Annotated in this window: 22 protein-coding genes and 1 pseudogene; 19 read left to right on the top strand and 4 right to left on the bottom strand. The window is 56.1% G+C overall.

The features are described from left to right. The 14 genes and pseudogenes from ACOYA6_RS07240 (at window position 1) to ACOYA6_RS07175 (ending at window position 12,722) form a co-directional block, all read left to right on the top strand. Window positions 1-2,272, top strand: a pseudogene (locus tag ACOYA6_RS07240) (NtaA/DmoA family FMN-dependent monooxygenase). 9 nt (window positions 2,273-2,281) lie between these two features. Continuing rightward, a complete protein-coding gene (locus ACOYA6_RS07235) occupies window positions 2,282-2,791 on the top strand; it encodes a GNAT family N-acetyltransferase (RefSeq protein ID WP_039028690.1) in 510 nt (169 codons plus the stop codon). Between the two features lie 9 nt (window positions 2,792-2,800). Next, on the top strand, window positions 2,801-3,724 hold the full coding sequence (locus ACOYA6_RS07230) for an amino acid ABC transporter permease (protein WP_422654377.1): 924 nt from the start codon (window positions 2,801-2,803) through the stop codon (window positions 3,722-3,724). Further along, window positions 3,708-4,481, top strand: coding sequence for an amino acid ABC transporter ATP-binding protein (locus ACOYA6_RS07225; protein WP_039028692.1), 774 nt, complete (start codon window positions 3,708-3,710; stop codon window positions 4,479-4,481). Before ACOYA6_RS07230 ends, ACOYA6_RS07225 begins: the two co-directional genes overlap by 17 nt. A gap of 9 nt (window positions 4,482-4,490) precedes the next feature. Next, window positions 4,491-5,378 (top strand): transporter substrate-binding domain-containing protein, encoded by an 888-nt coding sequence (locus ACOYA6_RS07220; protein ID WP_422654376.1) that lies wholly within the window; start codon window positions 4,491-4,493, stop codon window positions 5,376-5,378. A gap of 43 nt (window positions 5,379-5,421) precedes the next feature. Next, window positions 5,422-6,042 carry a glutathione S-transferase family protein gene (locus ACOYA6_RS07215; RefSeq protein WP_138369012.1) on the top strand — a complete coding sequence of 207 codons (621 nt, stop codon included), beginning with the start codon at window positions 5,422-5,424 and terminating at the stop codon, window positions 6,040-6,042. Window positions 6,043-6,074: 32 nt separating this feature from the next. Further along, window positions 6,075-6,305: a tautomerase PptA gene (gene pptA, locus ACOYA6_RS07210; RefSeq protein ID WP_039028695.1), complete on the top strand. Its 231-nt coding sequence runs from the start codon at window positions 6,075-6,077 to the stop codon at window positions 6,303-6,305. Window positions 6,306-6,615: 310 nt separating this feature from the next. Next, window positions 6,616-6,798, top strand: a complete 183-nt coding sequence (locus ACOYA6_RS07205) for a hypothetical protein (RefSeq protein ID WP_422654375.1) — start codon at window positions 6,616-6,618, stop codon at window positions 6,796-6,798. Beyond that, the gene (locus tag ACOYA6_RS07200) at window positions 6,795-8,930 is read left to right on the top strand and encodes a T6SS effector phospholipase Tle3 domain-containing protein (protein WP_422654374.1); all 2,136 of its coding nucleotides are present in this window, start codon (window positions 6,795-6,797) and stop codon (window positions 8,928-8,930) included. Before ACOYA6_RS07205 ends, ACOYA6_RS07200 begins: the two co-directional genes overlap by 4 nt. Window positions 8,931-8,939: 9 nt before the next feature. Then, on the top strand, window positions 8,940-9,647 hold the full coding sequence (locus ACOYA6_RS07195) for a T6SS immunity protein Tli3 family protein (protein WP_422654373.1): 708 nt from the start codon (window positions 8,940-8,942) through the stop codon (window positions 9,645-9,647). Between the two features lie 3 nt (window positions 9,648-9,650). Continuing rightward, window positions 9,651-10,358: a T6SS immunity protein Tli3 family protein gene (locus ACOYA6_RS07190; RefSeq protein ID WP_422654372.1), complete on the top strand. Its 708-nt coding sequence runs from the start codon at window positions 9,651-9,653 to the stop codon at window positions 10,356-10,358. A gap of 3 nt (window positions 10,359-10,361) precedes the next feature. Next, entirely contained in the window at window positions 10,362-11,069 is a 708-nt protein-coding gene (locus tag ACOYA6_RS07185; RefSeq protein ID WP_422654371.1) for a T6SS immunity protein Tli3 family protein, read from the top strand. Then, window positions 11,056-11,340, top strand: coding sequence for a PAAR domain-containing protein (locus tag ACOYA6_RS07180; protein WP_422654370.1), 285 nt, complete (start codon window positions 11,056-11,058; stop codon window positions 11,338-11,340). The genes ACOYA6_RS07185 and ACOYA6_RS07180 overlap by 14 nt, the downstream gene beginning before the upstream one ends. Beyond that, window positions 11,340-12,722, top strand: a complete 1,383-nt coding sequence (locus ACOYA6_RS07175; protein WP_422654369.1) for a hypothetical protein — start codon at window positions 11,340-11,342, stop codon at window positions 12,720-12,722. The genes ACOYA6_RS07180 and ACOYA6_RS07175 overlap by 1 nt, the downstream gene beginning before the upstream one ends. A gap of 148 nt (window positions 12,723-12,870) precedes the next feature. Here the strand turns inward: ACOYA6_RS07175 and ACOYA6_RS07170 are convergent, their stop codons facing one another. Next, window positions 12,871-13,767, bottom strand: coding sequence for a LysR family transcriptional regulator (locus ACOYA6_RS07170; RefSeq protein ID WP_422654368.1), 897 nt, complete (start codon window positions 13,765-13,767; stop codon window positions 12,871-12,873). A 128-nt stretch (window positions 13,768-13,895) separates the two neighbouring features. Here ACOYA6_RS07170 and ACOYA6_RS07165 point away from each other — a divergent pair, with 128 nt between their 5' ends. Genes ACOYA6_RS07165 through ACOYA6_RS07155 form a run of 3 tightly spaced genes read left to right on the top strand, consistent with a single transcriptional unit; the run spans window position 13,896 to window position 17,552 of the window. Next, entirely contained in the window at window positions 13,896-15,203 is a 1,308-nt protein-coding gene (locus tag ACOYA6_RS07165; RefSeq protein WP_039028697.1) for an MFS transporter, read from the top strand. 15 nt (window positions 15,204-15,218) lie between these two features. Continuing rightward, on the top strand, window positions 15,219-16,286 hold the full coding sequence (locus tag ACOYA6_RS07160; RefSeq protein ID WP_223075305.1) for a tartrate dehydrogenase: 1,068 nt from the start codon (window positions 15,219-15,221) through the stop codon (window positions 16,284-16,286). Between the two features lie 3 nt (window positions 16,287-16,289). Next, on the top strand, window positions 16,290-17,552 hold the full coding sequence (locus tag ACOYA6_RS07155) for a glycerate kinase type-2 family protein (RefSeq protein ID WP_422654367.1): 1,263 nt from the start codon (window positions 16,290-16,292) through the stop codon (window positions 17,550-17,552). Window positions 17,553-17,719: 167 nt separating this feature from the next. Here the strand turns inward: ACOYA6_RS07155 and ACOYA6_RS07150 are convergent, their stop codons facing one another. Beyond that, on the bottom strand, window positions 17,720-17,962 hold the full coding sequence (locus tag ACOYA6_RS07150) for a hypothetical protein (RefSeq protein ID WP_422654366.1): 243 nt from the start codon (window positions 17,960-17,962) through the stop codon (window positions 17,720-17,722). Beyond that, the gene (locus tag ACOYA6_RS07145) at window positions 17,962-18,438 is read right to left on the bottom strand and encodes a DUF2778 domain-containing protein (protein ID WP_422654365.1); all 477 of its coding nucleotides are present in this window, start codon (window positions 18,436-18,438) and stop codon (window positions 17,962-17,964) included. Before ACOYA6_RS07145 ends, ACOYA6_RS07150 begins: the two co-directional genes overlap by 1 nt. A gap of 300 nt (window positions 18,439-18,738) precedes the next feature. Between ACOYA6_RS07145 and fusA the strand changes: the two genes are divergently transcribed. Both fusA and ACOYA6_RS07135 read left to right on the top strand, forming a co-directional pair. After that, on the top strand, window positions 18,739-20,841 hold the full coding sequence (gene fusA / locus ACOYA6_RS07140) for an elongation factor G (RefSeq protein WP_422654364.1): 2,103 nt from the start codon (window positions 18,739-18,741) through the stop codon (window positions 20,839-20,841). Window positions 20,842-20,854: 13 nt separating this feature from the next. Next, a complete protein-coding gene (locus ACOYA6_RS07135) occupies window positions 20,855-21,472 on the top strand; it encodes a S1 family serine peptidase (protein WP_422654363.1) in 618 nt (205 codons plus the stop codon). Here the strand turns inward: ACOYA6_RS07135 and ACOYA6_RS07130 are convergent. Next, on the bottom strand, window positions 21,466-22,041 hold the full coding sequence (locus tag ACOYA6_RS07130) for a flavin reductase family protein (protein WP_138369003.1): 576 nt from the start codon (window positions 22,039-22,041) through the stop codon (window positions 21,466-21,468). The two genes, ACOYA6_RS07135 and ACOYA6_RS07130, sit on opposite strands and share 7 nt — an antisense overlap. Between the last annotated feature and the right edge of the window lie 68 nt (window positions 22,042-22,109).

The raw sequence follows: 22,109 nt of genomic DNA, 5'->3' as shown, positions 1-22,109 counted from the left end.
ATGTCCGCAACACGACAGCTGCGTCTTGGCACCATATTGCACGGCGCATCGGGGAACATGTCGGCCTGGCGTCACCCGGCGGCTCCCGCCGATGCCAGCATCAATTTTGAATTCGTCAAAGAGACGGCCCTGAAGGCCGAAGCGGGCAAGCTCGACTTTATCTTTGTCGCCGACGGCCTGTACATCAACGAGAAGTCGATTCCGCATTTCCTCAACCGCTTTGAGCCCCTGACCCTGCTGTCGGCGCTGGCGACCGTCACCTCACGGCTGGGGCTGGTGGGGACCTTGTCCACCTCCTACAGCGAGCCCTTCACCGTGGCGCGTCAGTTTGCCAGCCTCGATCACCTGAGCAATGGCCGGGCAGGCTGGAACGTGGTGACGTCGCCGCTGGAAGGGTCGGCGAAGAACTTCTCCCGCGACAAGCACCCCGAACACGCCCTGCGTTACCGCATCGCCGACGAGTATCTCGACGTGGTGAAAGGGCTGTGGGACTCCTGGGAGGGCGATGCCTTTGTGCGCAACAAAGAGACCGGGCAGTTCTTCGACCCTGAAAAGCTGCACACCCTCGATCACCACGGCGATTTCTTTAAGGTGGCGGGGCCGCTGAACATTGGCCGCACCCCACAGGGCAGGCCGATCGTCTTCCAGGCCGGGGCCTCTGACGACGGCAAAAAGCTGGCGGCGAAACATGCCGACGCCATCTTCACCCATCACGAAACCTTTGAGGAGGCCCAGGCGTTCTGGCACGACGTGAAAAGCCAGCTCAAACAGCATGGTCGCAGTGCCGACGAGCTGCACATCTTCCAGGGGGTGAGCGTCATTGTCGGAAACGATGCTGACGACGTGGAGGAGCAGTACCAGACCACCGCGGCGCTGGTCTCCATCAACGATGCCCTGAACTATCTTGGCCGCTACTTCGAGCATCACGACTTCAGCCAGTATCCGCTGGATGAGGCCTTCCCTGATATCGGCGATCTTGGCAAAAACAGCTTCCGCAGCACCACGGACGAGATCAAACGCAACGCCCGGGAGCGCAACTTAACCCTGCGTCAGGTGGCGCTGGAAGCCGCCTCGCCGCGTCCGCGTTTTTCCGGCACCCCGGAGCAGGTGGCCGACGGCCTGCAGCAGTGGTTTGAAGGCTATGCGGCGGATGGCTTTATCATCCAGGGCGGCACGCCGGACACCTTCCCGCGTTTTGTTGACCAGGTGGTGCCGCTGTTGCAGGCGCGCGGCCTGTTCCGCACTGAATATCCCGGCACCACCCTGCGTGAGAGCCTGGGGTTAGAGCAGCCTGTAAATCAGTTCACACAACAATAATGAAATCTTAAGAGAACCTGCCATGAAAAAATCATCGCTTATTCTGGCGCTCGCGCTGGCCTTTACCCCTGCCGTCTGGGCAGAGAACGTCAATATTAACGGCACCGGGGTGAGCCTCGAGGCCAACAAAACGCCGATCAATACCGCGAAAAACCCGGAAGCTATCGCCCAGCTCCCGGCCAGCTTTAAGCCGGTAGTGCCGGGGAAATTCACCGTGGCGATCGCCGGGCTCAGCCAGCCGCCGCTGACGGTGTTTGCCGATGACAACAAAACCCTGATTGGCAGCGAGGCCGATATCGCCCGTCTGGTGGCTGACAGCCTCGGGCTGGAGCTAAATGTGGTGCCGACCTCCTGGGAGGACTGGCCGTTGGGCGTGACGTCCGGGAAATACGACGCGGCAATCAGCAACATCACCGTTACCAAAGAGCGCAAAGAGAAGTTCGACTTTGCCACCTACCGTAAAGACTCGCTGGGCTTCTACGTGAAATCCACCAGTCCAATCAAGAAACTTGAGACGGCGGAAGACATCGCCGGGCTGCGGATTATCGTGGGTTCCGGCACCAACCAGGAAGCGATCCTGCTGGCGTGGGATGCCGAAAACCAGAAGAAGGGGCTGAAGCCGTTCACGCCGATCTACACCAAGGATGATGCCGCCCAGACGCTGGCGCTGCAGTCTGGCCGCGCGGACGCCTACTTTGGCCCGAACGTGATTGGTGCCTGGAAAGCAGCCCTGAACGGGAAGACCAAACTGGTGGGCAGCGTGGATGGCGGCTGGCCAAAAGCGGCGCACATTGCCGTGACCCTGAAAAAAGGCAGCGGCCTGGCGGAGCCGGTGCAGACCGCGCTCAACGGCGTGATCAAGAACGGCGACTACGACAAGGTGCTGAACCGCTGGGGTGAAGGCGTGGAGCGCATCCCGAATTCAGAAGTTAACCCGGCCGGCCTCGGCGACTAAGGAGATCCCATGAGCGACCTTTTTCGCGACGTATCGCCGGAGGACGCCGATCTTCAGCCCATTATCGAGGGGCTGTTCGGCGAGTACGCGGCGCGCTACGGCGACTACTTCTCTAAAGATGCCGAGGTGGAACTGACCGAGTGGTATCTGGCGCCTCAGGGGCTGTTTATTGTGCTGGAGCGCGACGGAAAAATTATCGCCACCGGCGCATATAAACCTTTTGATGCGCAGACCGCCGAGATCAAACGTATCTGGACCGACAAATCCCTGCGTCAGCAGGGGCTTGCCGCCCGGGTGGTGCAGGAGCTGGAGAGGCGGGCGGTGCTGGCCGGCTACAGCCAGATCTACCTCACCACCGGCTTTCGCCAGCCGGAAGCGGTACGGCTCTACCTGAGCCAGGGCTACGCGGCGCAGTTCGACCTGTCCCGCGACCCGGAAGAGTACAGCCAGCCGCCGTTCGATGGACGGCTGCGCTTCACCAAAACGCTGGTACGCGAAGCGTTCAGTAAATCAGCATGAGGAACGACGATGAGCAACGTTGAAACCATCAAAGTGGTCCCGGCGCGCTACCCGCTGCGCACCGCAGGCGCCGTTGTCGCGCTGTTTGTCCTGGCGGTGGTCATCCAGTCGGTGGCCTTTAATCCGCGCTGGGAATGGGCGGTCTTTGCCCGCTGGTTCTTTGACCCGGTGATCCTCGAAGGGGTGGGACAGACGCTGCTGCTGACGCTGATCGGCACCGCCCTCAGCGTGGTGATCGGCGGCATGCTGGCGCTGGCACGGCTCTCCTCCTCGTGGCTGCTGAGCAGTCTGGCGTGGGGCTATATCTGGCTGTTCCGCTCCCTGCCGCTGATTGTGGTCCTGATCATCCTCTACAACTTCTCCTATCTGTACGACACGCTCTCCCTTGGCGTGCCCTTTACCGGCATCACCTGGGGCAGCTATGAAACGATCAACGTACTGGGGCAATTCTCCACCGCGGTGGTGGGGCTGACGCTGGTGCAGAGCGCCTATACCGCGGAGATCATTCGCGGCGGCTTCTTAGGGGTCGATCACGGCCAGTACGAAGCCGCCGCAGCGCTGGGTTTACCGGCATCGCGCCGCACCCTGCGCATCATTCTGCCTCAGGCGCTGCGCACCATTCTCCCGGCCGGGTTCAACGAAATTATCAGCCTCGCCAAGGGCACGGCGATGGTGTACGTCCTGGCGATGCCGGAACTGTTCTACACCATCCAGATGATCTACAACCGCACCCAGGAGGTGATCCCGCTGCTGATGGTCGGTGCCGTCTGGTATCTGGTGATCACCACCGTGCTCTCCGCCATTCAGCATCTGGTTGAACGCGGTCTGGCCCGCAGCGAGCGACGCTCGGCGGTGAACAGCACCCGCGCCACCCGCAGCCGTTCCGTGACCACCCAATCGACACAGGAGCCTGTCCATGCAAGCCTCTCCTGAAGGACATATTTCCATTACCGGCGTAAGCAAGTTTTTTGGCCGCCACAAGGCGCTGGATAACGTCTCGCTGGAGATCCCCCCGGGCTCGGTAACGGTGATCCTCGGGCCGTCCGGCTCGGGTAAATCGACTTTGCTGCGCACCATCAACCACCTTGAACGCGTGGATGAAGGCTTTATCCAGATTGACGGGGACTACATCGGCTATCGCCGGGAGGGCAACACGCTCTACGAGCTGAAGGAGAAGGCGATTCTCAAGCAGCGCGTTAACGTGGGCTACGTGTTCCAGAACTTTAACTTGTTCCCGCATCTGACGGTGCTGGAGAACCTGATTGAGGCCCCCATTGCCCACAAACAGCTGAGCCGTAAAGCGGCCATCGAGCGGGCTTACGATCTGCTGGACGTGGTGGGGCTGCGGGATAAAGCCGACGCCTGGTCGCGCCATCTTTCCGGCGGACAGCAGCAGCGGATCGCCATTGCCCGCGCTCTGGCGCTGCGCCCACGGGTGATCCTGTTTGATGAACCGACCTCGGCCCTGGATCCTGAACTGGTGGGCGAGGTGCTGGACGTCATCAAAAAGCTGGCCCGCTCCGGCACTACGCTGGTGGTGGTGACCCATGAGATTGGCTTTGCCCGTGAAGTGGCGGATCAGGTGGTGTTTATGGTCGACGGCAAAATTGTTGAGCAGGGCAGCAGCGACGAGGTGTTGAACCGTCCGTCCCACGCCCGAACGCGGCAGTTCCTGTCCAAAGTGCTTTGAGGAGAGAAGATGAAAAAGGGAGTACTGGCATTGTTACTGGTGGCCTCTGCAAGCCACGCGGAGATTGATTTAAAGGCCAACGAGCAGCCGCTGCCGGTGACGGTAGATCCGCAGGCGGTGGCGAAGATCCCGGCCAGCTACAAGTTTGTTGAACCAGGAACCTTAACCGTGGCGATTTCGGCCCTCAACTCACCGCCGCTGGCGCTGCTGGCCAGCGACAACCGCACCCGCATCGGCAGCGACCCGGACATCGCCCGGCTGCTGGCGGGCAGCCTCGGCTTAAAGCTCAAACTGGTGCCGACGGCGTGGGAGGACTGGCCGCTGGGCATCACCTCCGGGCGCTATGACGTGGCGCTGGTGAACATTGCGGTGACCGAGCAGCGGAAACAGAAGTTTGATTTCGCCACCTATCGCGTCGATAACCTGGCCTTCTCGGTGAAATCCACCAGTGAGGTGCAGACGATCAAAAACGCCGCCGATCTGGCGGGCAAGAAGGTGATTGTCGGGTCCGGCACCAACCAGGAACGCATCCTGCTGGGCTGGAACGAGGAGAACAAAAATGCCGGGCGTGAGCCAGCGCTACCGGTTTACCTGACCGACGACGCCTCCGGCAATCTCTATATTCAGTCCGGCAGGGCGGATGTGTTCTTTGGCCCGCAGTCGGTCTCGGCCTATAAAGCGGCGCTTACCGGCAAAACAAAGGTGGTGGGGCTGGGGCCGAAAAAAGCCTATGTGGCGACCACCACCAAAAAGGGTAACGAGCTGGTGTATGCCTTACAGGCCGCGCTGGACGGGGCTATCCAGCGGGGTGAGTACCAGCGGGTGCTGGCGCGCTGGGGCGAGCAGGGTGAAGCGGTGGCGCAGTCGGTGGTCAATCCGCCGGGGATCACCTACTGATGCTGCTCTACACTTAGGGTTTTGACCCGCAAGTGGAGAGAGCATGATTAAAGTCTATGGCGTACCGGGCTGGGGCTCAGCCATCAGTGAGGTGATGCTGACCCTGGCCGACATTCCCTATCAGTTCATCGACGTCGAGGGTTTCGATAAACCGGGTGCCACGCGAGAGCTGCTGGAAAAACTCAATCCTCTGTGTCAGGTCCCGACCCTCGAGCTGGAAAATGGCGAGATCATGACAGAAACGGCGGCGATCGCGTTGATGATCCTCGACCGCTGTCCGGAGCTGGCGCCCCCGGTCGGACGCGCGGAGCGTCAGCAGTTTCAGCGCCTGCTGATCTGGCTGGTCGCTAACGTTTATCCCACTTTTACCTATGCGGATTACCCGGAGCGTTGGGCGCCGGATGCGCCTGACCAGTTGCAAAAAAACTGCATTGAATACCGTAAATCGCTCTATCTGTGGCTGGATAATCACCTGAAGGCCGCCCCCTATGCCTTTGGCGAAGAGATCACGCTGGTGGACTGCTACCTGTGCGTGATGCGCATCTGGGGACCCCGCCCGGACTGGTTTGCCGCCAACACGCCGAACATCACGGCGATTGCCGATAGCCTGTGCAAGCTCCCGAAACTGCACAAGGTGTTAAAAGACAACAACATTCTCTGCTAGTCTGGAATGCACATTCAAAAGGAGCCCTGCATATGCCACACGTTGATATCAAATGTTTTCCCCGCGACCTGAACGACGAACAAAAAACCGCCCTGGCAGCGGATATCGCCGAGGTGATCACCCGTCATTTGAACAGTAAAGATCGCTCCATCTCCGTGGCCCTGAACGAAGTTCAGGAAGCGGACTGGAAAGCACAGGTCTGGGATACGGAGATTGGCCCGAAGCTGGATGAGCTTATTAAGAAGCCGGGTTATTCGATGTAAGTGCTTTGCCGGGCGGCGGCTACGCCTTGCCCGGCCTACGGGTTCCGTGCCCGTGTAGGCCGGGTAAGGCGTAGCCGCCGCCCGGCGAATGGAGCTGCCGATTAAAAGAATCTATTCTTCATTTTTTATTCAAATTTGGGTGGAGGGTGCGTATTTTATATTCGCGCAATCATTCTCTTATATTTATAAATCCATTAAATGAATGTTTTTATTTCTACGATGTTTGTTTTTGCATGGCTAAATCATATTTAATATAAGGCTTGGTGTTATTATGTAAATAAAATTACCGTTTATTAAAGGATGTTCGGCTATGGCAGGGAAAACCGAGGCGGTTCAGCAGCAGGCCACCTTAAACCGATATTTATTATATATACTTCATAACAAAAACATTATTCCTGATGTCCATTCATTTACAGGAACTGAGGGAATAAGCGAGCCTTCGCTGGACAGAAACTATTATTACAAAATGGAGCTGATGGAGCTGATGGAATGACGGAGACGAAGACCAGACCCTACGCACCGCGTGTGATTTCTGAGGGCGATATTCCGGTACATAAAAGTCTGGGTGAAGTTGCCCAGACGCGCAGTGTCGGGGTGCCGCGCCCGATGCCGGGTATCGTGATTCTGGTTCACGGGGTGAACGACGTGGGTGAAGCCTACCAGAATCAGGAGAAGGGAATTCTTAAAGGACTGGGCAAACGGCTTAACCGGCAGGATTTTTATCCCCATGAATGGAAAGATTACAGAATCACCGCTCCCGGTCGCTCGCCCATCATCCCGTTTTACTGGGGATATAAACCGGTGACATTTGACGACTACCGGGAAGACCAGAAGCGCTACCGCGAGGAGGTTGGCAAGCTGAGTGATAACGCCCGTTTGCCCTATGATGCGTATCAGGAACATAACCTGGAAAATAAAAAGGCGCTGGGTAATGACGGACAAGGGCCGTTTAAGTACCAGAACGATAACTTCAAAAATGTGCTTGATATGCACTTTGCCAAAAATGGCGGGACCTTCGCTAATGCCACTACCACTATCCCGGATATGTTAGGGCCGGGTGCGGGTGGCTTTGGTGTGGCCGCAGCGGGATTTGCGTCTTTGCACTTCAATGGAGGTGACTTTACGCATCCCATTTATGAAAACCCGCACCGCATTTATCAGTTTTTTGCCGCTCAACGACTGGCGGATTTGATTATGACTATCCGCCGAGAGCCCATAACAGCAAATGATACTATCAATGTGGTGGCACACAGTCAGGGCACGATCATAACCATGCTGGCGAATATGCTGGTTAAGCAAGCCGGTTATGACCCGGTAAATTGTGTCATTCTTAACCATTCCCCCTATTCCCTGGAATCGCGTGTGGCTGAAAATATTCAGCCTGGATATCAACAGACCAACGCCGCAAGACAGAACACCTTCAAAAACTTCTGTAACCTGATGTATACGCAATGGAAAGGGGGTGAAAATATATCGGAGAGTGACATACTGGCGCTGGAAGCCTCCTGTACCCTGCGTAAACCTTCCGATAACCCGTTGCGAACCGATGACCGATATTGTCGGAGCAATGACGGCAAGGTGTACAACTATTTTTGCCCGAACGACGGCGTCGTATCGCTGGAGAATGTGCAGGGGTTCGGCTGGCGGGGCATCCCTCAGAAAATAGCCCGTGATATTCCTAATCTGTATCAGCGCGTCTTTTACCAGCACGGTGAGGTGGGAAAAGCCCCGAACGCAAATCCCTTTAAGTTACCGCCACAAAAGGAGGGGGATGCAGAATATGCATTCCTGACGAACAGCAGTTATAACTTTCGTGATGTGGTCATTAACGGCGAGGAATTACCGGAGCCGTTTACGTTTAAACTCCAGGGGCAGGATAACCGTCCTGATAACGATCCAAAAACCAGTGACAAACCTTATACCTATTATATCGATCCGGACAGTCCGGACGCTTACATCTCCTATTCCGCCAAAGCCCGCGCTATTAAGCGCACGGACTGTGCAATGTATATGCTCAACAGCTATAAGCGTATTAGCTGGAAACCGGGGCATGTCTTAACGCCTGATGAACTTGAGATTGAAAGTATTGCCCGGAAACATACAGTCATTGAAGGGAAGGTTACGGGTTCAAAAGAGTATCCGGTACTGTCTGTTACCTGGTTAAAAACCCGTGAAGAGCTGGAAAAAGAGTGGCAGAAAACGGATCCGGTAGGCTACAGCCAGCACTCTTCCATTGTGATGAGTGAATTTGCGCCGTCTCAGGCGATGGCCTTTGACGTGGCGATTGGGCAGTGCAAATCGTTTGATTATAAGGCCGGGAAGTTCTGGGAAGAGTTGTTACATCTGGCGGACTGGCGAGATCCATTGAATAAAAAGAGTGACGTGAAAGAGTACTTCCGGTCAGGTAGGTTACCAGAAATACTTACCAAATTTCACATGAATAAGCCCGATGGAGTGCTGCCTAAAGGGGAATACGGCGTGGAGAATAATTATGCCGGTATCCGACCTAATGTTCGTAACCCGAAGTATATCGATATGGGCGTTTTCAAAGCAGAAGACTTTCAGGAAAGGAAGTTATTGCAATGGGAAATGCCAAAACCTAAAAGTGACAGCCAGCTGGCTTAAGGATTGAGCATGAAAGGACTATGTATAGTTTTCGCAGTGGCCACTATTTTACTGACTGCGAATAGTTTGGCGAAAGAGCCACCTACACAAGTGGTTTATCGGTTTGATGATCATCGTTACCTGGAGCTTAAGGGCTGGGGTTGCGAAGGGGAACTCTGGTATACGGACACTAAACGAGGTATTCACACCACACCAGCCAGTCAGTTTTATCGAATTTTTACACGAAAATTTATCCACCCTTCTGAGAAATATATAGCAATTACCAACTGGCAAGTGGATGGCTTCCTTGTTTCAAAAGATTATGGTCAAACATGGAGGTCTGTTGGCTTTGCTCCCGGACATAATGAACCGAACGGGGATAACAGAGCGCCTGCCGAAGATGCCGTGTCCTTTACCGTTGTCAACGATCAGGGATTTTTGCAGACCAAACATCGGCTCTATATGTCGTCAAAGCCGTTTGAAGATCCGCGTATTCTGCCTGGCGGCCCAGGCATTGAATATACTGTAGACGATGGTATGGGAGGCACTGTACATGGGAAACTGAAACCTGGCTCTTCTGGCCTTGCCTGGGGGCTGGATTATATTACTAAACAAGCTCTAAAAGATGATACGGCCCAGTTTAAAGTAAACTATCAGGGCCTACCCGACAAAGTCCCTGAAGTGAAAAACTATACCGGCTGGGATCGTATGCGTTGTGACATGGATGCGGGGCGATAAGAGATGAAAGGATTATGTGCTGTTCTCGCAGTGATGACTATTCTACTGACTGCGAAGGGTATCGCGAAAGAGCCGCCGACTCAGGTGGTTTATCGGTTCGATAACCATCGCTATCTGGAACTCAAAGGCTGGGATTGTCAGGGAGAGCTCTGGTATACCGATACAAAGCGTGGCATTCATTCACAGCCTTACTTTCAGTTTTATCGAATATTCACCCGCAAATTTATTCATCCTTCAGAACGTTATATTTCTATCCCAAACTGGGAAGTGGATGGTTTCCTTGTTTCGAAAGATTATGGCGAAACCTGGAGGGCGGTTGGCTTTGCTCCAGGGCATAATGAACCAAATGGTGATGACTACGCTCCCGCCGAAGACGTATTATCATTCACCGTTGTCAACGATCAGGGCTTTTTGCAGACCAAACATCGGCTCTATATGTCGTCAAAGCCGTTTGAAGATCCGCGCATTCTGCCTGGTGGACCGGGTATTAAATTTACCGTGGATGATGGTATGGGAAGCACAGTAAATGGGAAGCTAGAGCCACGCTCACCTGGGTGGTCATGGGGGATGATCTACATGACTAAGCAAGGACTTGAAAACAGTACACAGCAATTCAAGACGAACTGGCAAGGCTTACCCGACAAAGTTCCTGAAGTGAAGGGTTACACCGGCTGGGATCGTATGCGCTGTGACATGGATGCGAGGCGATAAATAATGAAAGGATTATGTATTGTTCTCGCAGTTGCCACTATTTTACTGACTGCGAATAGTTTGGCGAAAGAGCCGCCTACACAAGTGGTTTATCGGTTTGATGATCACCGTTACCTGGAGCTTAAGGGCTGGGGTTGCGAAGGGGAACTCTGGTATACGGATACTAAACGAGGTATTCACACCACACCAGCCAGTCAGTTTTATCGAATTTTTACACGAAAATTCATCCATCCTTCTGAGAAATATATAGCAATTACCAACTGGCAAGTTGATGGCTTCCTTGTTTCAAAAGATTATGGTCAAACCTGGAGGGCGGTTGGCTTTGCTCCCGGACATAATGAACCGAACGGGGATAACAGAGCGCCTGCCGAAGATGCCGTATCTTTCACCGTTGTCAACGATCAGGGCTTTTTGCAGACCAAACATGGGCTCTATATGTCGTCAAAGCCGTTTGAAGATCCGCGCATACTGCCTGGTGGACCGGGGATTGAATATACCGTCGATGACGGTATGGGAAGCACAGTAAATGGGAGGCTGGAACCCCGTTTCCCAGGGCCAGCTTGGGGAATGGATTACATCACTAAACAAGCTCTTAAAGATAATACAGCCCAGTTTAAAGCAAACTATCAGGGCCTACCCGACAAAGTACCTGAAGTTAAAGGCTACACCGGCTGGGATCGTATGCGCTGTGACATGGATGCAGGACAATAAGGAGATAAAAATAATGAAAGGTGTAATTCGATTAAATGACCCGCTGGTAAGCGGTGGAAAGGTAACAACAGCCTCCTGTGCAGACTTTATGGGTAAGCCCGTGGCCCTGAGAGGTGATTTTGTGCAATGCCCGACGCACAAAGGGACTTTTCCTATCAATGAATGTCATCCCACCTGGACTATGCACGGCAGAGGGGTTGTGGTGGATGGTTGTCATGCGGCCTGTGGCTGCGAAATCAAAAGTACCTTGCCTGTTGCGGGGGCTTCGTGATGAAAGCGTGGTGGTTATACCCTAAACAGCCAGACGCAGATAAAGATGTGCCCGTCGCGGTTATTATTGTCTTATATGTTGTTGCCACTGGCGCGGGTCTGTTGATCAGAGCATTAACCTGGCCTGAAAAGGAACATGTTACGGGCATTTTTTTTGTGCCTTCAGTTATTCTTCCCATCTGCCTGGTTTCTGTATTGGTTTATACAGCCTTCATGTTTCATAACGCCAGTATTCACTATTTTGAAACCCGTAAATTCATTGCAAAAGAACGGGAAATTAATTTACAAACCTATGCCCGGAAAAATATAGCTATTGCATCCTGGTCTGCAATTACTCCGCTGGAACATCCGGCGCTAAATATGTTGAAGCTGGAAGGGGAGTTTCCGCTTGCACCAAAAACACCGGTTAAAATTCAGCTGGAAGCGTCGTTCGACCAGACCCGTAATGAACAGATATTTAACCGTCTACTGGCCCCAATGGCTGAAAAGCTAAAGGGAAATAATTATCGCGTTCTTGAAATCGTAGTCTGGGTTTGCGGGGGGAATGAAGCTTGCGTTGACGAATTGAAACGCTCGCTGGAACGGTTAGGTGTGGTTCCTACCAATACCTGCAACATTGAGTACAGTACGGAATGCCCTGATTACTCGCTTATCAACAAGTGGGTCAACCTGTCGGATTACAGGGTTGAAAACCGGTTAATCGTTATTGTTGATTTGCATGAAGAAGACCGCGAATCAAAGCGGATGGAAAATGCGAGTGCATACCTGCTAACCAATCATTATGTCCGGGTAGAAGGTGAAAAACCGGTTTATATGTATCAGCCCATGGCCGGTGTGGCAGACGTTGAGGAAAAAATGCCTGTCTATCTGGAGGCAGGATCGGTACTTACACCGAAAACGCTCTGGCATACTGGTCTGTCGCGCACTGAGAAATACCCGTTAATGCAGGCTCTGGATGAAAGGGGGCTGGCAGCGGCGCGGTTGGATGTAGATGCCTCTTTCGGTGAAAAGAGTGTCGGGTATCGATGGCTGGCGCTGGCGATGGCCGCAGATGCGGTAAAATATGCCCAAGGGGAGCAGTTGGTAGCTTCTTCAGAAAAAAACAAATTTAGTATTACTGCGCTTTCTTCCCAGAAGACCAGTATCCCTGCAAACCTCGAATGGGGGAACTGGAGTAATCCAATTATGCCTTCGGTTATGGCTGCATTTTTCTGTGTAGTTTCACTCTTTGCGTATCACATTAGTTTCTCAGATAAAAATGACCCGCTATCTCTTTTGGGGCTTATTGCGAGTATCTTCATCCCTTTCGTCGGGTTTATTAGTACAGGTTGCTTAGCGTTTTTTTTAAAAACCAATGAAGCTTATAGGGAAATGGGATATTAGTGTGCGGTTCTATCACGAGGAGTGCTTCCCGGGTTCAGGCCGCAGCCTGGATTTGCCGGGTGGCGGCTACGCCTTGCCCGGCCTACACGGGCACGGAACTCGTAGGCCGGGCAAGCGCAGCGCCGCCCGGCAAACATACCGCACGGTGCTAAACATACAACTCCGGATGCTCGTCAAGCATCAATAGCATATTATCCCGAATCTCATCCTGTGCTCCGGCCATCCACACTGCCTCCAGCGGCATTCCCATCCGATCGGCACCGTTCAGCTTCACAAACTTTACCCCCGGCATCAGATAGCGACTGCTCCATGCGGGCACAATCGCCAGCCCAATTCCCGCCGCCACCAGATTGATAATGGTCTGCTTCTCATCCGCCATCTGTGACACTGTCACCTCAATGCCAGCGTGATGGAACAGCTTCATGGTCAGGTCGTGGCTGTGCGGGCGTGAACGCCGCTCGGGCAGGATCATCGGCATCCCTTCCAGCTCCACAATATCCACCGCGTCGCGCTCCGCAAAAGGATGGCTGGCGGGCAGGGCCAGAATACCCGGCTCGTTGCACAAAAACGCCCGGCCAAACTGCACGTCGAGCTGGGCAGGCGGGCGGATAAACACCAGGTCCAGCCTGCCGCTTTTCAGCTTCGGCAGCAGATGCACCGTCTTATCCTCGAACAGCTGGATCTCCACCTCCGGGTAGTGCTGGCGGAACAGCTGCAGCAGCCCGGGCAGTAAGCCGATGGCCGCACTGTCGATAGTTCCGACGCGTAAAAGCGGCTGCGAGCGGCGCGGATTTTGACGAAATTGCAACATAATCGCGTCGGCATGGGCGAGCAGTTTTCGCGCCTCTTCCCGTAGCAGGACGCCGTTCTCGGTGAGCGCCACCCGGCGGGTCGATCGGGTAAACAGACGCGTGCCAAGTGCCTCTTCTAAAAGACGAATGTTTCTTCCCAGGGCGGAGGGCAGCATATCCAGCCGCTGTGCCGCCTGGCCGAAATGCAGGGTCTCTGCCACCGCCAGGAAACAGCGCAGGTGTTGTAGTTCCATTTTGGCTCGCTCGTGATTATTGCATTTTTTTGTATAAACCGATGCGCATGATCATGCAAGAAATATCAGCATACTCATCAAAGCAGCCCGACTGCGTACCCTACAAAATAATTAGAGGAACACCTCACATGACCTGCACAATCGAACAACGGGTAATGCGCAAAATCACCTTGCGAATCGTGCCCTTCATCATGCTGTTGTACTTCATCGCCTTCCTTGACCGCGTGAACATCGGTTTCGCGGCGCTCACCATGAATGCCGACCTCGGATTCTCTCCGGCGGTGTTTGGCTTTGGGGCTGGGATCTTCTTCCTCGGCTACTTCCTGTTTGAAGTCCCGTCCAACCTCATCCTGCACAAGGTCGGGGCGCGCATCTGGATTGCGCGGGTGATGATCACCTGGGGGCTGGTCTCCGGTGGCATGGCCTTTGTTCAGGGCACCACCAGCTTCTACACCCTGCGTTTCCTGCTCGGCGTGGCGGAAGCCGGGTTCTTCCCGGGGATCATCCTCTACTTAAGCTACTGGTTCCCGGCACAAAAGCGCGCTCAGGTCACAGCCATCTTTATGGCGGCGGCCCCCATCTCCACCGCGCTCGGCTCGCCGATCTCCGCCGCGCTGCTGGAGATGCACGGCATGATGGGCTTTGCCGGCTGGCAGTGGATGTTTGTTCTGGAAGCGGTTCCGGCGGTGATCCTCGGCGTGGTGGTGCTGTTCTGGCTGACCGACCGCCCGGAAAAAGCGAAATGGCTCAGCGAAGAGGAGCGCGGCTGGCTGATTGGCACCCTGCAACGCGAGCAGGCGGCGAAACAGGCCACGGCGCAGCACAGCGTCTGGAAAGGGCTGCTGGATAAACGCGTGCTGGCGCTCTCCCTGGTCTACTTCGGCACCTCCGCCGGACTCTATACCCTGGGTATCTGGTCACCGCAGATCATCAAAACCCTCGGCGTCTCCTCCATGACCGTCGGCCTGCTGAACGCTATTCCGGCGGTGATTGCGGTGGTGGCGATGGTGCTCTGGGCGCGTCATTCGGACAAAACCGGCGAGCGCTCGTGGCACGTGATTGCCGCCTGCATCGTGGCTGCTGCCGGGCTGTTTATGGCGGGCAGTACGGCAAGCATTGTCGGCGTGATCCTGGCCCTGACCATCGTTAACTGCGGCATCAGCGCCTCTAAACCGCCGCTGTGGAGCATGCCAACGCTGTTCCTTTCCGGTTCGGCGGCGGCTGCAGGTATCGCCACCATCAACTCACTCGGCAATCTCGGCGGCTTTGTCGGCCCGTTCATGATTGGCCTGATTAAGCAGCACACCGGCAGTTACACCTGGGGGCTGTGGTTTGTCGCCGGGTTACTGATTCTCTCCTCGCTTGTTGTGCTCTGGCTGTCGGCATCCAGCCGTAAAACCCAGACCAGCGAACCCTTAGTTCAGTCAAAACATTAATTAAAGGAAACACAGATGAAAGATTACGCGATTGCAGCCATCCCCGCAGACGGTATCGGCCCGGAAGTGATCACCGCAGGGGTGGAGGTGTTACATGCGCTGGCGCAGCGTCAGGGAAATATGCGTTTCTCGGTACACACCTTTGAATGGGGTTCGGACTATTACAAAACCCACGGCGTGATGATGCCGGAGGACGGACTGGCGCAGTTAAAAGCTTTTGATGCCATCTACTTTGGCGCTGTGGGTGCCCCGGACGTGCCGGACCACATCACCCTGTGGGGGCTGCGTCTGCCGATTTGCCAGGGCTTCGACCAGTACGCCAACGTGCGACCGACCAAAATCCTGCCGGGCATTCAGTCTCCGCTGCGCAAGGCGGTGCCGGGCACCCTCGACTGGGTGATTGTGCGTGAGAACTCGGAAGGGGAATACTCCGGTCACGGCGGGCGAGCGCACCGCGGTCTGCCGGAAGAGGTGGGCACCGAGGTGGCGATTTTCACCCGCACCGGGGTGACGCGCATTATGCGCTATGCCTTCCGCCTGGCGCAGACGCGTCCGCGCAAGCTGTTAACCGTGGTGACCAAGTCCAACGCCCAGCGTCACGGGATGGTGATGTGGGATGAGATCGCCGCCGAAGTCGCCCGTGAGTTCCCGGACGTTACCTGGGACAAAATGCTGGTGGATGCCATGACCGTCCGTATGACCCTGCACCCGGAGTCGCTGGACACCATCGTGGCCACCAACCTGCACGCCGACATCCTCTCCGATCTGGCAGGCGCCCTGGCGGGCAGCCTGGGTGTGGCACCGACTGCCAATATCGACCCGGAGCGCCGCTTCCCGTCGATGTTCGAACCGATCCACGGCTCGGCGTTTGATATCACCGGCAAGGGCATCGCCAACCCGGTCGCCAGCTTCTGGACCGCGGCGCAGATGCTGGAGCATCTTGGTGAAGGCGAAGCCGCCGCCCGTCTGATGACCGCCGTGGAGCAGGTCTGCGCCGAGGGGATCATGACCCCGGACGTGGGCGGCACGGCCAATACCCGCGAGGTCACCCAGGCGGTGATCCGCGCCATCGCAGAAGGCTGACCTATGGCTCAACACGACGACAGCGCCCTGAGAGGGGCGCTTACTGAGATCTTCATGGCGGCGGTGAAGAGTGCCGATCCCCACGAAGCGCTTATCAAAGCTCTGCCGGAGAAACCGCGCGGCCGCTGCATTGTGGTCGGAGCCGGGAAAGCCAGCGCCGCCATGGCCGCCGCGCTGGAGGCCGCCTGGCCGGATGTGGATCTGCAGGGCGTGGTAGTGACCCGCTACGGTCACGCGGCCCCGACGCAAAAAATCCGCATCGTCGAGGCGGCGCATCCGGTCTCGGATGCGATGAGCGAAGTGGCCTCGATGCTGATGATGGAGCAGGTGAAAAACCTTACCGCCGACGACTGCGTCATCGCGCTGATCTCCGGCGGGGGCTCGTCGCTGCTGGCCCTGCCGCGTAAGGGGATCACGCTTGCCGACAAGCAGGCGGTGAACAAGGCGCTGTTGAAGAGCGGGGCGACCATCAACGAGATGAATACCGTTCGCAAGCAGCTCTCTGACATTAAAGGCGGCCGCCTGGCGCTGGCCGCCAGACCCGCCCGGGTGATCACGCTTATCATCAGCGACGTGCCTGGCGACGATCCCCAAAGCATCGCCTCCGGCCCGACGGTGGCGGACAGCTCAACAACCGAAGAGGCGCTGGAGATTATCGCCCGCTACGGTCTGGATCTGCCGGAGCCGGTGATGCGGGTGATGCGAACCCCGCGCGCGCCGGTGACGCCTGCGGACATTGACGAGGATATCCGCCTGATCGCCACGCCGTCCGGGGCGCTGGCCGCCGCAGCAGAGGTGGCCCGGCGGATGGGCTACACCCCATTGATTCTGGGCGATGCGCTGGAGGGCGAAAGCGCCCAACTGGGGATTGTGATGGCCGGGATCGCGAAATCCGTGAAGCAGCACGGCCTGCCGGTGAAAGGCCCTGCGGTGCTGCTGAGTGGCGGCGAGACCACGGTGACCATCGGCGACACCGGCTGCGGACGCGGCGGGCGCAACACCGAGTTCCTGCTGGCGCTGGCCTGCGCGCTGAAGGGCGAGGAGGGGATCTACGCCATCGCGGGGGACAGCGACGGCATTGACGGCACCGAGGATGCCGCAGGGGCCATCGTCACGCCGGATACGCTGTCGCGCACGGCGCTGGATGCGAAGGCGATGCTGCGCGGACACGACAGTTACAGCTACTTCGCTGCGCTGGGGGATCTGGTGGTGACCGGCCCGACGTTAACCAACGTGAATGATATACGGGTGGTAGTGGTCAGGTGAGGGGGTATCGCCGGGCGGCAGCTTCGCTTTGCCCGGCCTACAACTGCACCGACCCTGTAGGCCGGGTAAGGCGAAGCCGCCACCCGGCGTTTTTCTCAACGTTTTGAGAGGCTACTTCAGGAAATTCCTCTTGTTGTATATTGATATCAATCAATTATACAAATGTTTTAATGTTGTCTTTTCTTAAACAATGCAAGGATATAAACAATGACGCTAACTGTTAATAATGCAGTGATGCAAATAGCAAGGAAGTAATATTTGTCCCATGTATCACCAGGAATAACGCCAGTATACAATCTTATTAAATCATAGGCTTTCATTTCTGGTATAAATAAATACAAGGTTATCAATGCCAGAGTGAACAGAAATACTTCCCCAATCCATAAAAATACGAAATGCATAGGCTTCATTAGTACACCTGTATAGTACCGAAAGCAGTTAATGAGGACGTTACTTGTATGGTTGGCGTTTTAAGCAAAACATCACGTAAAAGCATAAAATCAGACAGACGCGGCATAGTAATACAACCTTCACTTACGCCCTTATAACCTGCAGGATGTAAACGAAAGTGTCCTCTTTCTACATATCCTATGAATGTAATATCGTCAATTTGTGCGTCATGTCTGTATAAAGCAAACCATACTGACCTGTCAGAGCCTGATACAAATGACGCAAAAGCATCACTTAACCCTGTTAATATGCCGCCAGTACCACGCGTTACAATGTAGTACAAACCTGGCGGTAGCGGCCCGATAGAGGGTATTGCAATATCATTAGCATTGTTGCGTGACGTGCCTGTACCAGAATAAGCAGGGAAAAAACCTATCCCGGGGCAGCTCAGATTACTGAGTTGATTGCCATTTAGATGAAAGGTGCATTGAATCATCGTTAATTCCAGCTATCCGAGATATATAATCCTTTATACAGTTGATAAATTCAATAAAACCATACTTAAAATAAGGTTTATTTGCAAAAATATTTAGTCAGATAACAGATGCGGTTTTGCATTTATGAAAGTAAATTCAACTGAACTGGCAGGCATCTAAAATCACACGCATTCAAATTTTCTCAGACTTCCCACCGCCAAATCACCCGTCCCCCGGTTTACAGGGCACTACACTGATCTACATACCTCCACGCGCTAACCCAGCGCGTGATTTTCATGTCCATTAAATAAGGATGCATCATGAACCGGCCCATTCCTCTCGAGCGTTATCGCAACATCGGTATCTCGGCACATATTGATGCCGGTAAAACCACCACTACCGAGCGCATCCTGTTCTATACCGGGGTGAGTCACAAGATGGGGGAGGTCCATGATGGCGCGGCGATCACCGACTGGATGGCGCAGGAGCAGGAGCGGGGGATTACCATCACTTCGGCGGCGGTGAGCTGCTTCTGGTCGGGCATGGATCGCGAGTTTGAGCCGCACCGCATCAACATTATCGACACCCCCGGCCACGTCGATTTCACCATTGAGGTGGAGCGCTCCATGCGGGTGCTGGACGGCGCGGTGATGGTCTACGACTCGGTGGGCGGGGTGCAGCCGCAGTCGGAAACGGTCTGGCGTCAGGCCAACAAGTACCGGGTGCCGCGCATTGCCTTTGTGAACAAGATGGATCGGCCGGGAGCCGATTTCTTTCACGTTGTGCAGATGATGATCGACCGGCTGAAAGCCCATCCGGTGCCGATTGTCATCCCCATCGGCGCGGAAGATCACTTTACCGGGGTGGTCGACCTGATCCACATGCGGGCCATCCTCTGGGATGACGCTACCCAGGGGATGACCTTCAGCTATGCCCCGGTGCCGGACGATCTGCTGGCGACCGCGCAAACCTGGCGGGAAAAAATGGTCTCGGCGGCGGCGGAAGCCAGCGACGAGCTGATGGATAAATACCTCGAAACCGGCGATCTCGACGAAGCGGAGATTATCCGTGGCTTACGTAAACGCACGGTGGCCGGGGAGATCCAGCCGATGCTCTGCGGCAGCGCCTTTAAAAACAAAGGGGTGCAGCGGATGCTCGATGCGGTGATCGAGCTGATGCCGTCGCCCCTCGACGTGCCCGCTATCGACGGCGTGGATGAAAAAGGCCAGCACGCCGAGCGTCATCCCAACGACGACGAACCCTTCTCGGCGCTGGCGTTCAAGCTGATGTCGGACCCCTACGTCGGCCAGCTGACCTTTATCCGCGTCTACTCCGGGGTGCTGAAAAAAGGCGACGCGGTGTTTAACCCGGTGAAGGGCAAAAAGGAGCGCATCGGGCGCATTGTGCTGATGCACGCCAACGACCGTCATGATGTTGAAGAGCTCAGAACCGGGGATATCGCCGCCTGCGTGGGGCTGAAGGATGTCACCACCGGCGATACCCTGACCGACCCCAATGCGGTGATCACCCTTGAGCGGATGGAGTTCCCGGACCCGGTAATCTCCCTCTCCATCGAGCCGAAAACCAAGGCCGATCAGGAGAAAATGGGCATCGCCCTGCATCGTCTGGCGGCGGAAGATCCTTCCTTCCACCTGCATACCGATGAAGAATCCGGCCAGACCATTATCTCGGGGATGGGCGAACTGCATCTGGAGATCATCGTCGACCGCATGAAGCGCGAGTTCGGCGTCGAGGCCAACATTGGCCGTCCGCAGGTGACCTACCGGGAGACTATCCGCAAAACGGTGAGCGACGTCGAAGGCAAATTTGTCCGCCAGTCCGGAGGCAAAGGGCAGTACGGCCACGTGGTGCTGAGCCTCGAACCGCAGGAGCCGGGCAGCGGCTTCGCCTTTGTCGATGCCACCAAGGGCGGGGTGGTGCCGCGGGAGTATATTCCGTCGGTTGAGAAAGGGCTGCGCGAGGCGATGAACAGCGGCGTGCTGGCGGGTTATCCGGTGGTGGATATCAAAGCGATCCTGACCTTCGGCTCCTATCACGACGTCGACTCCTCGGAGATGGCGTTTCGTATGGCGGCGATCTTTGGCTTCAAGGACGCGGCGCGCAAGGCCGACCCGGTGATCCTGGAGCCAATGATGCACGTGGAGGTCGAAACCCCGGAAGAGTACGCCGGGAATATCATGGGCGACCTCTCGTCCCGGCGCGGGCTGGTGCAGGGGATGGAGGAGCAGTTCGGCAGCCAGATAATCCGCGCCGACGTGCCGCTGGCGGAGATGTTCGGCTACGCCACCACGCTGCGGTCGATGTCGCAGGGGCGGGCGACTTACAGCATGGAGTTCCACCACTACGCCGAAGCGCCGCGCGTTGTGGCCGATGAGATCATCGCCGGACGCTCGAAAAAGTAGCTCCGGGCGAACCATGAAGCGCCTGCATCTCGCTCTCGCCGTCACCGCCGCCCCCCTGTTGCTTCTGGGGTGCGTGGTGATGTCCGGTACCAGCAAGACCGACTTTGCCGCCACGAAACAGGCGGATATGGTCTTTATCGGCCTGCCGGCACCGCTGAACTGGTTGGTGGCCGGGATGCAGGGCACCACGTTTCCGGTCTCCAGCACTCTGTCGCTCACTGCCGCGCACGTCGCGGTGCCGCTCCTGAAACCGATCAAAGCCCAGCATCCCATCTGCGATGTGGCGGTAATTGCCGATAACAACCTCGGAAAGATCGTGCATCAACTGGCCTACGCCCGGGCCGGGCGCAACGTCACTCTGTTCGGCTACAGCGCCATCAACAGCCTGCCGAAATCCAGCCGGGGCAAGATCGACGGCTTCGTTAAGCGCAACGGCTGCTACTACGGGATTGTGACCGGGGCAGGGGCGGTTTCCGGCATGTCAGGCGGACCGGTGATCGACAGCCTGACCGGGGAGACGGTGGGGATCATCACCAACGTCATCCCGGGGGAAGGAGCGGTGGTCTTTATCGCGGTGCAGGATTTTACTAACGTGCTGGACCGGATGCGCATCCCCTATAAAACTTACTGACCGGGCGCTTTCACCTGCCGACCACTGGTGACAAAAGTCCCCGCGCCGAGATGATGCAGGGTATTGCGTTTATCGTCGTCAAACTGCCAGCGTCCGGCCACAAACGCCCGTTCGTCTGCGGCGGCAGAAACCACTTCGCCAAACAGGGTGTCATATTTTTCTGCGGCGGAGGTGGCGGGCAGCAGACGGCACTCCATCCAGGCCAGGCACTTCTCTTCGATCACCGGCAGCCCCAGCACCGGGCCGTTAATCACCGGGATACCGTAGCAGTTAAACTTATCCTCCTCGCGCCCGCTGACGCTGCCCACGGCGTAGGTCCAGTTGGTGGCCGCCACGCCGGGAACCACGATCCCGAACATGCCGCTGCGCTCAATCAACTCCCGCGACCAGGCGCTTTTATCCACCACGATGGCGATGCGCGGCGGTTCGAACTCGACCGGCATCGACCAGGCGGCGGCCATCACGTTGCGCCGATCAAGGGTGTCGTCGCGGCTGGTGATCAGGATGGTCGGGCCGTGATTCAACAGGCGGCTGGCGTGCATTAACTCAACGGGGCGGAAGTGGCTCATAGATTTTCCTCGCAGGACAGGTGCAGGCATTAAACGCCTGAAAGCCATCAGAAATCAATATGCAACAA

Origin of the sequence: Leclercia barmai, assembly GCF_049312895.1 — a bacterium.
In the GTDB taxonomy this organism is placed as follows: Bacteria; Pseudomonadota; Gammaproteobacteria; order Enterobacterales; family Enterobacteriaceae; genus Enterobacter; species Enterobacter barmai.
This window is presented reverse-complemented; position numbering and strand designations above follow the sequence as displayed.

What these genes read in the sequence shown, in the direction of transcription:
- ACOYA6_RS07235 (WP_039028690.1), top strand. Translation starts at nt 2,282, where the DNA reads ATGAGCGACCTTTTTCGCGACGTATCGCCGGAGGACGCCGATCTTCAG.
- ACOYA6_RS07230 (WP_422654377.1), top strand. Translation starts at nt 2,801, where the DNA reads ATGAGCAACGTTGAAACCATCAAAGTGGTCCCGGCGCGCTACCCGCTG.
- ACOYA6_RS07225 (WP_039028692.1), top strand. Translation starts at nt 3,708, where the DNA reads ATGCAAGCCTCTCCTGAAGGACATATTTCCATTACCGGCGTAAGCAAG.
- ACOYA6_RS07220 (WP_422654376.1), top strand. Translation starts at nt 4,491, where the DNA reads ATGAAAAAGGGAGTACTGGCATTGTTACTGGTGGCCTCTGCAAGCCAC.
- ACOYA6_RS07215 (WP_138369012.1), top strand. Translation starts at nt 5,422, where the DNA reads ATGATTAAAGTCTATGGCGTACCGGGCTGGGGCTCAGCCATCAGTGAG.
- pptA (WP_039028695.1), top strand. Translation starts at nt 6,075, where the DNA reads ATGCCACACGTTGATATCAAATGTTTTCCCCGCGACCTGAACGACGAA.
- ACOYA6_RS07205 (WP_422654375.1), top strand. Translation starts at nt 6,616, where the DNA reads ATGGCAGGGAAAACCGAGGCGGTTCAGCAGCAGGCCACCTTAAACCGA.
- ACOYA6_RS07200 (WP_422654374.1), top strand. Translation starts at nt 6,795, where the DNA reads ATGACGGAGACGAAGACCAGACCCTACGCACCGCGTGTGATTTCTGAG.
- ACOYA6_RS07195 (WP_422654373.1), top strand. Translation starts at nt 8,940, where the DNA reads ATGAAAGGACTATGTATAGTTTTCGCAGTGGCCACTATTTTACTGACT.
- ACOYA6_RS07190 (WP_422654372.1), top strand. Translation starts at nt 9,651, where the DNA reads ATGAAAGGATTATGTGCTGTTCTCGCAGTGATGACTATTCTACTGACT.
- ACOYA6_RS07185 (WP_422654371.1), top strand. Translation starts at nt 10,362, where the DNA reads ATGAAAGGATTATGTATTGTTCTCGCAGTTGCCACTATTTTACTGACT.
- ACOYA6_RS07180 (WP_422654370.1), top strand. Translation starts at nt 11,056, where the DNA reads ATGCAGGACAATAAGGAGATAAAAATAATGAAAGGTGTAATTCGATTA.
- ACOYA6_RS07175 (WP_422654369.1), top strand. Translation starts at nt 11,340, where the DNA reads ATGAAAGCGTGGTGGTTATACCCTAAACAGCCAGACGCAGATAAAGAT.
- ACOYA6_RS07170 (WP_422654368.1), bottom strand. Translation starts at nt 13,767, where the DNA reads ATGGAACTACAACACCTGCGCTGTTTCCTGGCGGTGGCAGAGACCCTG.
- ACOYA6_RS07165 (WP_039028697.1), top strand. Translation starts at nt 13,896, where the DNA reads ATGACCTGCACAATCGAACAACGGGTAATGCGCAAAATCACCTTGCGA.
- ACOYA6_RS07160 (WP_223075305.1), top strand. Translation starts at nt 15,219, where the DNA reads ATGAAAGATTACGCGATTGCAGCCATCCCCGCAGACGGTATCGGCCCG.
- ACOYA6_RS07155 (WP_422654367.1), top strand. Translation starts at nt 16,290, where the DNA reads ATGGCTCAACACGACGACAGCGCCCTGAGAGGGGCGCTTACTGAGATC.
- ACOYA6_RS07150 (WP_422654366.1), bottom strand. Translation starts at nt 17,962, where the DNA reads ATGAAGCCTATGCATTTCGTATTTTTATGGATTGGGGAAGTATTTCTG.
- ACOYA6_RS07145 (WP_422654365.1), bottom strand. Translation starts at nt 18,438, where the DNA reads ATGATTCAATGCACCTTTCATCTAAATGGCAATCAACTCAGTAATCTG.
- fusA (WP_422654364.1), top strand. Translation starts at nt 18,739, where the DNA reads ATGAACCGGCCCATTCCTCTCGAGCGTTATCGCAACATCGGTATCTCG.
- ACOYA6_RS07135 (WP_422654363.1), top strand. Translation starts at nt 20,855, where the DNA reads ATGAAGCGCCTGCATCTCGCTCTCGCCGTCACCGCCGCCCCCCTGTTG.
- ACOYA6_RS07130 (WP_138369003.1), bottom strand. Translation starts at nt 22,041, where the DNA reads ATGAGCCACTTCCGCCCCGTTGAGTTAATGCACGCCAGCCGCCTGTTG.